Genomic DNA, 12,063 nt, shown 5'->3' on the forward strand with positions numbered 1-12,063 from the left:
ACGGCGGCCGAGGAGGACCGAGAGGCTTTGGAGGACCGTTGGGCGGACGGATGTTCGGCTCGGGCGATCTTCGCTATGTGATCCTGCAGCTCATCTCGGAGAAGCCGAGCCACGGATACGAGATCATCAAGTTGATCCAGGAGCGGCTTGGAGGAACCTATGCTCCCAGTCCCGGCGTGGTCTACCCCATGCTGACGATGCTGGAGGAGATGGGCCACATCACTGGCACATCCGAGGGCGCGCGCAAGCAGTACGCCATCACCGACGAAGGCGCGAAAGCTCTTGCGGAGAACAAGGAGATGGTGGACGCACTGTTCGCCCGTATCGACCATCTGCGCCAGGAGTATGCCCGGCAGCGGCCGCAACAGATTGAGCGGGCGGTCGAGAATCTCCGGATGGCTCTGCGGATGAAGATGGGCTCGCTGACGACAGAACAGATCCACGCCGTCACGGACATCATCGATAATGCTGCGAAACAGATTGAGAGGATCGGATGAGTTCGTACCGGTACCGGGTGACGGTGGAGAAGCTGAGCGACGCCAATGGCGAGGCGGTGCATGGTCAGAGCCTCAGCTTCTACGCCACCAATCACGACGACATTCTGGCGATCGTGGAGAGGCTGCAAACGAAGCTTCCGTTCGAGTCAGGGACGGTGGCCGCGCTGGGCGTTGGGCTGAGGCTCTTCAGCGAAGTGGCGCTGATGCGGGGGAACGATCCATTGTTTGCCCAGGTTCGCCCAGCGCTGCGTGATTTTATTCAGCAGTTGAAGATTGCACCCGAGCGGCCGCCAGCTGGAGCGCAAACGAGTTAGCTCTCGTACTGTGCTCCAGCACAATACAGGGGTTCTTCCGTTCGGCTCGCTCAGAGGCAGAAGGACGATCGGGTCATTACTCTGGAATGGCGATGGATCTAACGGCGGGAGAACTCACGCGGGGAGAGCTCGTTGGCGATTTCGTTTTCTAGCTCGGAGACGGGCTGGAGGGTGTCGATCTTCTCGTCGGAGTTTTCATTGAGTCCGCCGAAACGGCGGTCGCGGCGCTGATAGTCGGCGATGGCTTCGAGCAGGTGGATTCCGCGGAAGTCCGGCCAGAGGCGGTCGGTAATGAAAATCTCAGAGTAGGCGATCTGCCAGAGCAGAAAGTTAGAGATGCGCTGCTCCCCGGAGGTTCGAACGATCAGGTCGGGGTCGGGCATGGCTGCCGTGTAAAGCGCGCGGGAGATGGTGGACTCGTCGAGAGAATCGAGTGCGCCTGCGCCGAGCAGGTCCTCGACCGAGCAGCCACGGCCATGGGCCTCGGTGGTTAGGTCGGTCAGGATGCGGCGAACGGCATCGACGATCTCGGACCTGGCACCGTAGTTGAGGGCGAGCGTCAGGGTCGTACCGGTGTTCTTCGCAGTCGACTCCATCGCCCACTGCATCGTGTCCTGTACCTCCTGGGGGAGGTCGTAGGTACGGCCGATGTAGGCCATGCGAACGTTGTTGTCGTTCATTCGCTTGACGTTGCCGATCAGGTAGCTCTTGAGCAGCTTCATCAGGAAGCTGACCTCGGACTTGGGCCGGCGGAGATTGTTTTCAAGCGAAAATGCGTAGAGCGTCAGAAACGGGAGGTTGATGCGGGAGGCTGTCTCGACGACATACTGCACGCTTTCGGCCCCCTGCTGATGGCCAAGGAAGCGCTTGAGCGCACGTTTGCCCGCCCAGCGTCCGTTGCCGTCCATGATGATGGCGATGTGCTGGGGGATTCGGTCGGGATCAAGTTGCCGGTAGACAGCCTGTTCCTCAGCGGAAAGCTCGTGTACGCGGCTTGGCAAACTGGACGGCAAATACTACCTCACAAAGCATGACGCTAGCACACCGGAGTGCCAGGCGCAATGAACGCACCTTTGTGGAAAGCAGGATCGGGCGAGATAGGACTGGGGGAGCGGAGCGTGCCGCGCTCGTGGAAGACTTGCCACTGCGCGGCACGTAGGAGTCTTAGTGCAACCTGTGCAACATTATGCAGTTACGCGGTGCGGCGTCGGCCTGCGGCCAGTTCGCGAACGTGATTCAGGAAGATGGAGCGCTGCAGGGCGTCGAGTTCCGAGACATAGGCGGCGATCTCTGCCAGGAAAGGATCGTTCATCAGCACGGCCGTCTCGTCCCGCTGGCGGGTCTTGGGGTCGCGCAGCAGGGTAGAGATGTCCACCTGCAGGGCCTTGGCCAGACGGTCGAGAGAGGAAAGCGTCGGCATCGCCTTGCCATTTTCGATCTTCGAGATATAGGTGCGCGGCACGTTCATGCGCGCGGCCAGCTGGCGCTGCGAGAGATTGCGCACCTGGCGCAGCTCCCGGACAGCGGTTGCCACCTGCAGGCCATCGCTGGAGGCTGTGGACTGGGTCACGATAGAAAGCGGGGCTGCTGCCGGCTCGGGCTCTTCGACCTCGAGCGATTTGTGGCAGCGGCGGCACAGCGAATTGGCTGTGCGGAACTGGACCAGGCTGCAGTGGTCACAGCGCAGGACCTCGCGCTGCTCGACAGGTGCCATCATGGTTGCCATAAGTTGTCTTGACGCGGGCGGACCCAGAGCAAGGACCGCGACCCATGTCCGATAACGGAGCAATAGGATGTGCCTAGAGTGACACTGGGGTTCCTGAGGAGTCAAGAGGAAAACGGACGATTCTTAGTAGAATGCCGGGAAAAACCAGAAGAGAACCAAAGTAGTAACTTGTACACAGCGCCGGAAGGTGCACCGGCGAAGGAGAACGAACATGGGTTACGGAAGGCCCGACGCCTTACAACTGCTTGAAGAATGGACGAAGAGCGAGTCACTTCGTAAGCACGGCCTGGCAGTCTCCGTCTGCACGGAGGCGTATGGCCGACGTGAGGCCGAGAGGCTGAGGTTAAGCGGCGCCGAGGCGGATGCTTTCATCGAGACCTATGCCTGCGCAGGCTTGCTGCACGATATGGACTACGAGCGGCATCCGTCGCTCGAGGAGCATCCATTTGTCGGGGTGAAGCACCTGCGCGAGCTGGGCTGGCCGGAGACAGTGCTCAATGCGATTCTGGCGCATGCGGATTATTCCGGAGTGGCGCGGGCGTCGCATCTGGAGCGGGCTCTGTTTGCGTGCGATGAGCTGGCAGGGTTTCTGACGGCGTGCGCACTGGTGAAGCCGACGAAGTCCATCCATGACGTCGAGGTCGCAGGCGTGAAGAAGAAGATGAAAGACAAGGCTTTTGCCCGGGCGGTGAAGCGCGAGGATATTACGGGCGGAGCGGAGCTGCTGGGGATTCCGCTTGAGGAGCATGTGGGGAATTGTTTGCAGGCGATGCAGGAGCGGGCTGGGGAGTTAGGGCTATGAAGAATGCAACGGCCATCAGAGGAATTATGGCCTTCGTCGTGATGGTCATAACATTTGTGGCAGTGTTCTTAGCTATCTTTGTGCCGCTGCTGCTCTATGCCATACACATTGCACCACATGATGGACAGGGAGGGATGGGTGGTTTCTTCTTAGGTCTTCCTGTTGCATCAATTGCGGCGCTCATTTCTGGCCCATGTAGTTTTGTTTGGATGAGCAAACGAAAATGGTTGGAGCGTCAGGCAGGATGACTCTTTAGATATTTAAGGATGAAGTGTGAGCGACACGAGAAGATCGCAGAACTTCTTGCGTTTCTTGCACCGATCCGGATAATCCCACTGCCCGCGTGGCGTCTTCGATGACGATGCACTCGAAGCCTGTCGCAACTCCGTCGATAGCGGAGTAGCGAACGCAAAAATCGTATGCCAGCCCGCAGAGGAAGAGCCGCTTCAGTCCGCGTTCGCGCAGGTAGCTGGCGAGGCCGGTGGGGGTGGTGTGGTCGTCTTCGAGGAAGGCGGAGTAGCTGTCGATGTGGCGGCGGAAGCCTTTGCGGAGGATCAGCTCGGCGTGGGGGAGGTTGAGGCCGGGATGAAAATCGGCTCCGGGGGTGCCCTGGACGCAGTGATCGGGCCAGAGAGTTTGCGTTCCGTAGTCGAGCTCTGTAGTTTCGAATGGCTGCTTGCCGGGGTGGGATGAGGCGAAGGAGATGTGTCCGGCGGGGTGCCAGTCCTGCGTGAGGATGACGTGCTCGAAGCGTTGGCCGAGTTGGTTGATGAGGGGGACGATCTCGTCTCCGCGCTCGACGGCGAGTGCGCCGCCGGGACAGAAGTCATTCTGCATGTCGATGACGAGGAGGGCGTCGGTGGGGCCAAGGGAGATCATTGAGCTCTGATGATAAGAGAACGGTTCGAGCTTTGCTCGAATATCCCACACATGCTTCGCATGTATGGGGCACCCGTCACCCTACACCCTGTCATTCGGACCTGCACTTTGGCACTCGGCTCGCATATCCCACCTTGGCCGCTTCGCGGCGAAGATGGGGCACCCGGACCCAATCACCCGCACCCTGTCACCCGGTATTCGTTACTTTGGCTTGCCTGTGGTGTTCTGGATGGTTCGGATACGGATGTCGGTTTGCTGGCAGGTTTTATCTTTGCAGATTCCGGCGATCCAGACCTCGCCGTCTCCGAGCATGGCTCCCTGGTCGTTGACGAAGAGGGTTTCGTACTTCTGATTCTCGATGACATCCGCGATATGCGGCGTGATGACCTGGTCGTAGCGTTCGACGAATACCTTCGGGGTACGGATGATGAGGGCGTCCGGTTTGTGAGGATTGATGGTGATGGGGTAGCTGACGATTGCGGCGACGGCTGCGGCGTCGTGTTTCTGGACGGACTGCTGGAGCGTGGCGAGGATCTCCCGCACTCTGGCCGGGTCGCCTACGTTGGTGGAGATGGACCGATCGATTGCTGCGGTGTTGGGCTGAGGGGGAGCAGCGGCAGGCTGCGTTGATGCGGCAGCGGGAGGGTTTGCCGGTCTCTCTGACGGCGCGGCGGACTGACGACAGCCGAACGTGGTAGATGCCAGGATGAGCAGGCTGGCTAGACAGGTTGTGCTCCGCATAGAACCCTCCGCAGAGACAGGGTACACGGAGCGGTGTCGGAACTGCGTGCATCGCGATGGCGTTCGCATTGACTAAGATGCTATGTTGACGAGTCTTTGAGAGGCGGTGCCGATGACGGAGGACCGAGGGTCGGAGGGACAGCTGGAGTCGAAGCTGGATGCGAACGGGACACGGTTCACCGCGAATCGGGCAGCGCTGCTGGCGTTGCTGACTGCCATGCGCGAGCAGGAGGCGGTGATCCGGCGGGGCGGTGGCGCGAAGGCCGTTGAGGCACAACATGCGAAGGGACGTCTGACCGTGCGGGAGCGGCTGGCGCTTCTGCTGGATGAGGGGACGGAGCTTCTGGAGCTTGGCTTGTGGGCGGCGCACGGGATGTACGAGGAGTTCGGCGGCGCGCCGGGAGCGGGAGTCGTCACGGGCCTTGGCCGTGTGAGCGGCAGGCTGTGCATGATCGTCGCCAACGACGCGACCGTGAAGGCGGGAGCGTTCTTCCCGATGACGGCGAAGAAGGTTCTGCGCGCCCAGACGATTGCGCTTGAAAATCGAATCCCGACGCTGTACCTGGTGGACTCCGCCGGGGTGTTTCTGCCGCTCCAGGAGGATGTGTTTCCCGATCAGGACGACTTCGGGCGTGTGTTTCGCAATAACGCCGTGATGAGCGCGCTTGGGGTTCCGCAGATTACGGCGATTATGGGGATGTGCGTTGCCGGGGGAGCCTATCTGCCGGTCATGACCGATACCGTGCTGATGACGGAGGGTTCAGGGCTTTTTCTTGCCGGGCCTTCGCTGGTGCAGGCTGCTATTGGCCAGAAGAGCGATCCCGAGGAGTTGGGCGGTGCGGCAATGCATGCGGAGATCTCCGGCACTGTCGACTTCAAGGAGAAGGATGACGCCGGATGTATTGGGCGGTTGAGGTCGCTGGTGGGGATGCTGGGGCAGCGGCAGCACACAGATGGTCGCGCTTCGCGCGATGCCCACCTTAGCGCGATGAAGCCGCGCGAAGATGGGGCACCCGGGGTTATGGCGGGGCATGGCGAGGTGTTTTCGCGGGTGGCATTTGATGCGGTGAGGGATGCTCCCCGTTACGCGATCGAGGAGCTTTATGGATTGATGGATCCCGATCCGGCGAAGGCGGCGACGAACATGTACGACATGCGCGAGGTGATTGCGCGTCTGGTCGACCGGTCGCACTTCGACGAGTACAAGGCCGACTTTGGTCGCACGGTGTTGTGCGGGTATGCGCGAATCGGTGGACGGGCTGTGGGAATCGTCGCCAACCAGAAGATGCACCAGCAGCAGACGGTGGCGATGGGTCCGCAGGCGGGATCGAAGCGCACGGAGTTCGGCGGCGTGATCTACACGGAGAGTGCGCAGAAGGCGGCACGCTTCATCATGGACTGCAACCAGAGCCTGGTGCCGCTGATCTTTCTGCACGACGTCAATGGCTTTATGGTGGGCAAGGATGCGGAGTGGAGCGGGATCATTCGGGCCGGGGCGAAGATGGTTTCGGCGGTCAGCACGAGTGTTGTGCCGAAGATCACGATCATCGTCGGAGGAAGCTTTGGCGCGGGGCATTATGCGATGTGCGGCAAAGCATACGATCCGCGATTTATCTTTGCCTGGCCCACGGCGCGGTATGCGGTGATGAGTGGGGCATCGGCGGCGAACACGCTGGTCGAGGTGCGGGTAAAGCAGATGGAGCGTTCGGGAAAGACGCTCTCCGAAGACGAGAAGAAGGCGATCTACAAGAAGCTTTGGGACGAGATCAAGGCGACGTATGACGCACAGGCCGATCCACGATATGGCGCGGCGAGAATGTGGGTGGATGCGATCATTGATCCAGCGAAGACGCGCGAGGTGTTGATGACTGCGCTGGAGGCTTGTGCGCTGAATCCGGAGGTGCCGAGGTTCAATCCGGGGGTGTTGCAGACGTGAAAGGTCATAGCTAACCCTGGGTAGATGTGGCGCTCGGGACGGAATACAGTGATTCTTCCCCTTCGGCTTCGCTCAGGGTCAGAATGACGGCATCATGTGTCGTGGAATGACGAAAGGATATTTTTTGTGGTCAATGCGGTAAAAATCATCGAGTGCCCGCGTGACGCATGGCAGGGATTGCCGTTGCATATTCCCGCGGAGGTGAAGGCAGACTATCTGCGCCTGTTGATCGCGGCGGGTTTCCGGCACATCGATGCCGTTAGCTTCGTCTCTGCGGCGGCCGTGCCCCAGATGACGGACTCCGAGAAAGTGCTGGATTACCTCGATGCTCCAGGCTCTGGTTCAAACAGCGAGATCGAGATCATCGGGATCGTCGTCAACGCCAAAGGCGCGGAGCGTGCGATCAAGACCGATGCCGTGCAGACGCTCGGCTTTCCTTACTCCATCTCGCCGGAGTTCCTGAAGCGAAATCAGAATCAGACTCCCGAGGAATCGCTTGAAGCTCTGGAGCAAGTCGGCACGCTCGCCTATAAGGCAGGGCTGGACGTGGCAGCGTATATCTCGATGGCCTTCGGGAATCCGTACGGCGATCCGTGGTCGATCGATGAGGTGGTGGACGCCTGCGATCTGCTGGTCGACTCGGGCGTGACGCAGATCTCGCTGGCCGATACGGTCGGTATGGCGACTCCGAAGCTGATAGCGGACGTCGTCAGCGACGTGATGGCTGTGCACGATCAGATCGAAATTGGCGTTCACCTGCATGGCCGATACGAGAATACTCGCGAGCTGGTGCGTGCGGCTTACAACGCCGGATGCAGGCGCTTCGATGCTGCCATCGGCGGCCTGGGCGGGTGTCCGTTCGCACAAGATGTTCTGCTGGGCAACCTTCCGACGGAGATGGTGTTGGAAGAGTTGCGCGCACTGGGAGCAGAACTGCCTCAGCTGGGTCCGCTTGAAAGTCTGCAGTCGGCAAGTGCGGAGATTGCGCGCAAGTATGGCGCGAGGGTGCAATAATTCGCTTCGCAGGAATTCACAGGGCTAGAGGAAGACGATGAGCTATCAATCAATTCTGGTAAGTGAACACGACGGCATCAAGACCATCCTGCTGAACCGTCCGACTCGCCGCAATGCGCTGACGCCGGAGATGCTGGATGAGCTGATTGCAGCCCTGGAAAAAGCTGCCACGGGAAGTTGCCGGGTGGTGATGCTGACCGGGGCCGGAGATGCCTTCTGCGCCGGGCTCGACCTGGTTCATCTGCAGGGGATCGTGACCGAATCGCCGGCGGAACACATTGCAGATGCCGAACGGGTGGCGCGCCTCTTCCGGGTGCTGTATGAGCTTCCCAAGCCGACGATCGCGGTCGTGCACGGTGCGGCGATCGCCGGGGGAACGGGGCTGGCGACGATCTGCGATTTTACCCTCGCCGCTCCGGGTGTGAAGTTCGGTTTCACCGAGGTGAAGATCGGTTTTGTTCCTGCGCTGGTATCCGCATTTCTTGCCTTGCAGGTTGGAGAAAAGGAGGCGCGGGACCTGCTGCTGAGCGGCCGGTTTTTCTCGTCGGAGGAGGCGGAGCGAATGGGGCTGGTCACGTCGATCTTCCATCCGGAGGAGCTTGCAGAGCAGGCGAACCTGCTGGCGCAGCGGCTGAAGGCCAACAGCCCGCAGGCGATGGCGGCCACCAAGCGTCTGATGGCAAAGCAGAACCAGGCATGGCTGGATACAGCCATCGCGTACTCCATGACGGCGAATGCGGAGGCGCGAACCATGCAGGACTTCGAGGAAGGCATTGCGGCCTTTCTGGAAAAGCGGCGTCCGGTGTGGGGAAGATAGGCGGATTGTTCCTTCGATAGACTGGAAGGATGAGTCGAGAAGCAGAGAAGAAGCCCACAAGCCAGTCGCGCGTACGTGTGCGCTATGCAGAGACGGACCAGATGGGCGTGGTTTATCACGCAAACTACCTGGTGTGGTTTGAGATAGGCCGCGTGGATTTTATCCGCAGCCTTGGCATGGATTACCGCACGATGGAGCAGGAGGACGGGCTTGCGATTGCAGTGGTTGAGGTTTCAGCACGGTACAAGTCGCCGGCACGCTACGATGACGAGCTTCGGATTGAGACGCGATTGAAGGCCGCACGGGGCGCTGTCATCAAGTTTGGCTACCAGGTAAAGCGTGAAGCGGACGACATTTTGCTGTGCGAGGGCGAGACCGTGCATGTGGTCGTTAATAGGGAGATGAAAAGTCGGTCACTTCCGGAGAAATATGCGAACCGTTTCGCACAGGTCCTTCATCTGAAGGACTGAACTTCAACGACAGTTGCTGCCTGGACGCAGCATAAGGTGAGGAAACAGACGATGAGCACAGGCAAGAAGGTTGCGCTGATCTCCGGCGCGAATAAGGGTATTGGCCTTGAGACGGCGCGTCAGCTTGGGAAGCAGGGTATTACGGTCCTCCTGGGCGCGCGCGATGCGGCTAAAGGCGAGGCTGCGGCTGAGCAGCTGAAGAAAGAAGGAATTGACGCCAGAGCCGTCAAGTTCGATGTTGTCAACGCTGCGGATATAAAGGCAGCTGCAGGACTGGTCGAGAAGGAGTACGGAAAGCTCGATATCCTGATCAATAATGCAGGCGTGATGTTTGAGCCCATCGGCGGCAACAACAGCTCGACTGTCTCTGAACAGGTGCTCCGCGATACGTTTGAGACGAATTTCTTTTCGGCCGTTGCTGTCACCAACGCTTTTCTCCCGCTACTGAAGAAGAGCGATGCGGGCCGGATCGTGAACGTGTCGAGCATTCTGGGTTCATTGACGCTGCATGCCATCGAGGGTTCGCCGATCTATGAGGCCAAGGCGCTCGCGTATGACTCTTCGAAGGCTGCGCTGAACTCGTATACCGTTCACCTTGCTCATGAACTCAAAGGAGCGGGGATCAAGGTGAACTCCGCACACCCGGGCTGGGTGAAGACTGACCTTGGCACGGATGCTGCTCCCATGGATGTTGTTGATGGCGCCAAGACCGAAGTGACGCTGGCCACGCTGGGACCGGACGGCCCTACTGGCGGCTTCTTCCATATGGGCGAAACGGTCAGCTGGTAAACAGACCTCGAGGCTTTACGTTTTCCCGAATAAATTGAATGGTTGTTTCAAGCGGCGTACCGGGGCCAAAGATGGCTGCGACGCCGCTTTCCTTCATCTTCGGAACATCATCTTCGGGAATTGTTCCGCCCAGCACGAGAAGAATGTCTTCGGCATGGCTGGCGCGCAGAAGCTCGGCAATGCGTGGAACGATTGCGTTGTGCGCGCCGGAGAGGATCGACAGGCCGATGCAGTCTACGTCTTCCTGGATGGCTGCCGAGACGATCTTCTCCGGAGTTTGCCGCAGGCCGGTGTAGATGACCTCCATACCGGCATCCCGCAGCGCCCGCGCGATCACCTTGGCTCCGCGATCGTGACCGTCGAGCCCAGGCTTGGCTACAAGGACGCGAATGGGTGGAGTCGCCATGCGAGGAGAGTATACGTCCTGCATACGTTGAAGGCTAACTTAGCGAGGTTTCGTTGCCGGCGTGCCGGTGGATGACACTCCTGCGGGGAGGAATGAAATCTCGCGGCTTGTATTGGCAAGTTCAGCGACAGAGAGATAGACGAGGCGTGCGATCTTCGTCAGCTTGGGATAGTTGATACGGTCCCAGGTGTCGTTCTCGGTGTGATAGTCCGGGTGCAGTCCCGTCTGAAACTCGACCTGGGGGATGTGCATGGTGGCGAACCAGAAGTGATCGCTGCGCGACCAGAGCGAGTCGGGATCGACCTTGTCCATCTTGTAGTCGAGCTTCAGGCCCTCATGCCGATTCTGCTGATCGATAACGCGGCGAAGTGCAGGGTTGTAGCGCGTGCCCAGAACGTTGACCATGTTTATGTTGTGATCGGCGGGCGTGGGCCAGTTAGCGTCATCTTCGTTGCGTCCGATCATGTCCAGATTTAGTGTCGCTACGGTCTGGTTGAGCGGCACTACGGGGTGCGTGACGTAGAAATACGATCCGAGGAAGATGCGCTCTTCGGCGGTATAGGCGAGGAAGAGCACGCTGCGTTTCGGGTGAAGCTTCGCCTGGGTCATCGCACGAGCGACCGAGAGAAGCCCCGCTACGCCGGAGGCGTTGTCATCGGCGCCGTAGTAGATGTGGCCGTTGGCCTCGCCCATATGGTCGTGGTGCGCCGTGAGGATGATGGTCTGGGCCTGGAGCTTTGGATCGGTTCCTTCTAGCAGTGCGACGACGTTGCGTCCCTCGCGGCTGGCAATATCGCTATAGGACTTGGCGAGACAGGCAGAGCTCTGTTTGATGTCGAAGGACTGAGGATGGAGGGAGCGGTCAATCGCGGCCTGGAGTTTGTCCGCTTGCTTTCCACTGGGCGCCAGAAGCTGGTCGGCTACTTCTCGCTTGATGAGGAAGACGGGAATATCCCACATCTGGCCCGCGAGTGCGTAAGAGGGTTGTCCCGATGGCCGCGGAGACGTCGGCGGAATAGGCTTTACGTCGCGCGGGGTTCGGTCCTGCACGATCAGGATGGCTGCGGCGCCGCGTTTGCGCAGCTCTTCGATCTTGTGCCAATTAAAGGCGTGATAGCTGTCCCACGTGCCCATGAACCTGGATTGCGGATCGTTGGCCTGCGGTTCGCGAAGGAAGACGAGCGCGACTTTTCCTTTTACATTGATCTCGGAGAAATCGTCGTAGTCGAACTCGGGGGCGCTGATGCCGTAGCCCGCGAAGACGACTTCGCCGCAGGCGGATGCGTTGCGTATGCTCTGCCGGACCATGGTGAAGTCGTGGCCCAGGGTGTAGCTGTGTTTTTCTCCGTTGATCGTGGTGCTGAGCGTTGTCTGCTGTGCATCGGGCCTTCCAGTGAGTATCTCCATCTTCTGGAAGAATGTTCCGTCGTCACCCATCGGTTTCAGGCCAAGGCGCAGAAACTCGGAGGCGATGTAGTCGGTCGCAATGTGATCCTGCAGGCTGCCTGCATCGCGGCCGGCCATGTCTTTTGAGGCGAGGAAGAAGATATCGCCCTTCAGGTCATCTGTTCTGATGAGATCGGCGCCTCGCTGGATGGCCTCAGTCGAGTTCTGGGCGAAGAGGGGAGCCGTCAGCAGAGAGATACACAGAAGTTTGCGCAGGAACATGCGT

The 12,063-nt window shown here is 59.7% G+C and carries 15 protein-coding genes; 9 read left to right on the plus strand and 6 right to left on the minus strand.

What is annotated here, in order from left to right; all coding sequences use genetic code 11:
• The first annotated feature begins 38 nt into the window (after positions 1-38).
• Positions 39-497 (plus strand): PadR family transcriptional regulator, encoded by a 459-nt coding sequence (locus GWR55_RS00245; protein WP_202925548.1) that lies wholly within the window; start codon positions 39-41, stop codon positions 495-497.
• A complete protein-coding gene (locus GWR55_RS00250) occupies positions 494-811 on the plus strand; it encodes a DUF3861 domain-containing protein (RefSeq protein ID WP_162400465.1) in 318 nt (105 codons plus the stop codon). Before GWR55_RS00245 ends, GWR55_RS00250 begins: the two co-directional genes overlap by 4 nt.
• A gap of 98 nt (positions 812-909) precedes the next feature.
• Here GWR55_RS00250 and GWR55_RS00255 read toward each other — a convergent pair whose 3' ends face one another.
• A complete protein-coding gene (locus GWR55_RS00255; RefSeq protein WP_370521249.1) occupies positions 910-1,812 on the minus strand; it encodes an isoprenyl transferase in 903 nt (300 codons plus the stop codon).
• A gap of 191 nt (positions 1,813-2,003) precedes the next feature.
• The gene (locus GWR55_RS00260; protein WP_162400467.1) at positions 2,004-2,537 is read right to left on the minus strand and encodes a helix-turn-helix domain-containing protein; all 534 of its coding nucleotides are present in this window, start codon (positions 2,535-2,537) and stop codon (positions 2,004-2,006) included.
• A 211-nt stretch (positions 2,538-2,748) separates the two neighbouring features.
• On the opposite strand from GWR55_RS00260, the gene GWR55_RS00265 reads away from it, so the two are divergent.
• Both GWR55_RS00265 and GWR55_RS00270 read left to right on the plus strand, forming a co-directional pair.
• Entirely contained in the window at positions 2,749-3,339 is a 591-nt protein-coding gene (locus tag GWR55_RS00265; RefSeq protein ID WP_162400468.1) for an HD domain-containing protein, read from the plus strand.
• Positions 3,336-3,587 (plus strand): hypothetical protein, encoded by a 252-nt coding sequence (locus GWR55_RS00270; protein ID WP_162400469.1) that lies wholly within the window; start codon positions 3,336-3,338, stop codon positions 3,585-3,587. Before GWR55_RS00265 ends, GWR55_RS00270 begins: the two co-directional genes overlap by 4 nt.
• Before the next feature lie 4 nt (positions 3,588-3,591).
• Here GWR55_RS00270 and pncA read toward each other — a convergent pair whose 3' ends face one another.
• Together pncA and GWR55_RS00280 are read right to left on the minus strand one after the other, a co-directional pair.
• Positions 3,592-4,218 carry a bifunctional nicotinamidase/pyrazinamidase gene (gene pncA, locus GWR55_RS00275; protein WP_162400470.1) on the minus strand — a complete coding sequence of 209 codons (627 nt, stop codon included), beginning with the start codon at positions 4,216-4,218 and terminating at the stop codon, positions 3,592-3,594.
• A gap of 201 nt (positions 4,219-4,419) precedes the next feature.
• Positions 4,420-4,959, minus strand: coding sequence for a hypothetical protein (locus GWR55_RS00280; protein ID WP_162400471.1), 540 nt, complete (start codon positions 4,957-4,959; stop codon positions 4,420-4,422).
• 112 nt (positions 4,960-5,071) lie between these two features.
• Here GWR55_RS00280 and GWR55_RS00285 point away from each other — a divergent pair, with 112 nt between their 5' ends.
• The 5 genes from GWR55_RS00285 to GWR55_RS00305 all read left to right on the plus strand — a co-directional run bounded on the left by GWR55_RS00285 (position 5,072) and on the right by GWR55_RS00305 (position 9,985).
• Positions 5,072-6,895 (plus strand): acyl-CoA carboxylase subunit beta, encoded by a 1,824-nt coding sequence (locus GWR55_RS00285; protein WP_162400472.1) that lies wholly within the window; start codon positions 5,072-5,074, stop codon positions 6,893-6,895.
• Between the two features lie 126 nt (positions 6,896-7,021).
• Positions 7,022-7,909 (plus strand): hydroxymethylglutaryl-CoA lyase, encoded by an 888-nt coding sequence (locus GWR55_RS00290; RefSeq protein WP_162400473.1) that lies wholly within the window; start codon positions 7,022-7,024, stop codon positions 7,907-7,909.
• 37 nt (positions 7,910-7,946) lie between these two features.
• Complete coding sequence (locus GWR55_RS00295; RefSeq protein ID WP_162400474.1) at positions 7,947-8,726, plus strand: enoyl-CoA hydratase/isomerase family protein; 780 nt, start codon at positions 7,947-7,949, stop codon at positions 8,724-8,726.
• Between the two features lie 29 nt (positions 8,727-8,755).
• Entirely contained in the window at positions 8,756-9,196 is a 441-nt protein-coding gene (locus GWR55_RS00300) for a thioesterase family protein (protein WP_162400475.1), read from the plus strand.
• A gap of 51 nt (positions 9,197-9,247) precedes the next feature.
• Positions 9,248-9,985 (plus strand): SDR family oxidoreductase, encoded by a 738-nt coding sequence (locus tag GWR55_RS00305; RefSeq protein WP_162400476.1) that lies wholly within the window; start codon positions 9,248-9,250, stop codon positions 9,983-9,985.
• On the opposite strand, the gene GWR55_RS00310 is transcribed toward GWR55_RS00305, so the two are convergent.
• Complete coding sequence (locus GWR55_RS00310; protein WP_162400477.1) at positions 9,975-10,391, minus strand: cobalamin B12-binding domain-containing protein; 417 nt, start codon at positions 10,389-10,391, stop codon at positions 9,975-9,977. The genes GWR55_RS00305 and GWR55_RS00310 overlap by 11 nt on opposite strands.
• A 39-nt stretch (positions 10,392-10,430) precedes the next feature.
• Positions 10,431-12,059, minus strand: coding sequence for a M28 family peptidase (locus GWR55_RS00315; RefSeq protein WP_162400478.1), 1,629 nt, complete (start codon positions 12,057-12,059; stop codon positions 10,431-10,433).
• Between the last annotated feature and the right edge of the window lie 4 nt (positions 12,060-12,063).

The organism is Edaphobacter sp. 12200R-103, assembly GCF_010093025.1.
Lineage (GTDB): Bacteria > Acidobacteriota > Terriglobia > Terriglobales > Acidobacteriaceae > Edaphobacter.

Bases quoted from the DNA above. Each gene is read 5' to 3' on its own strand.
- GWR55_RS00250 (WP_162400465.1), top strand. From the start codon at position 494: ATGAGTTCGTACCGGTACCGGGTGACGGTGGAGAAGCTGAGCGACGCC.
- GWR55_RS00260 (WP_162400467.1), bottom strand. From the start codon at position 2,537: ATGGCAACCATGATGGCACCTGTCGAGCAGCGCGAGGTCCTGCGCTGT.
- GWR55_RS00265 (WP_162400468.1), top strand. From the start codon at position 2,749: ATGGGTTACGGAAGGCCCGACGCCTTACAACTGCTTGAAGAATGGACG.
- GWR55_RS00270 (WP_162400469.1), top strand. From the start codon at position 3,336: ATGAAGAATGCAACGGCCATCAGAGGAATTATGGCCTTCGTCGTGATG.
- pncA (WP_162400470.1), bottom strand. From the start codon at position 4,218: ATGATCTCCCTTGGCCCCACCGACGCCCTCCTCGTCATCGACATGCAG.
- GWR55_RS00280 (WP_162400471.1), bottom strand. From the start codon at position 4,959: ATGCGGAGCACAACCTGTCTAGCCAGCCTGCTCATCCTGGCATCTACC.
- GWR55_RS00285 (WP_162400472.1), top strand. From the start codon at position 5,072: ATGACGGAGGACCGAGGGTCGGAGGGACAGCTGGAGTCGAAGCTGGAT.
- GWR55_RS00295 (WP_162400474.1), top strand. From the start codon at position 7,947: ATGAGCTATCAATCAATTCTGGTAAGTGAACACGACGGCATCAAGACC.
- GWR55_RS00300 (WP_162400475.1), top strand. From the start codon at position 8,756: ATGAGTCGAGAAGCAGAGAAGAAGCCCACAAGCCAGTCGCGCGTACGT.
- GWR55_RS00305 (WP_162400476.1), top strand. From the start codon at position 9,248: ATGAGCACAGGCAAGAAGGTTGCGCTGATCTCCGGCGCGAATAAGGGT.
- GWR55_RS00310 (WP_162400477.1), bottom strand. From the start codon at position 10,391: ATGGCGACTCCACCCATTCGCGTCCTTGTAGCCAAGCCTGGGCTCGAC.
- GWR55_RS00315 (WP_162400478.1), bottom strand. From the start codon at position 12,059: ATGTTCCTGCGCAAACTTCTGTGTATCTCTCTGCTGACGGCTCCCCTC.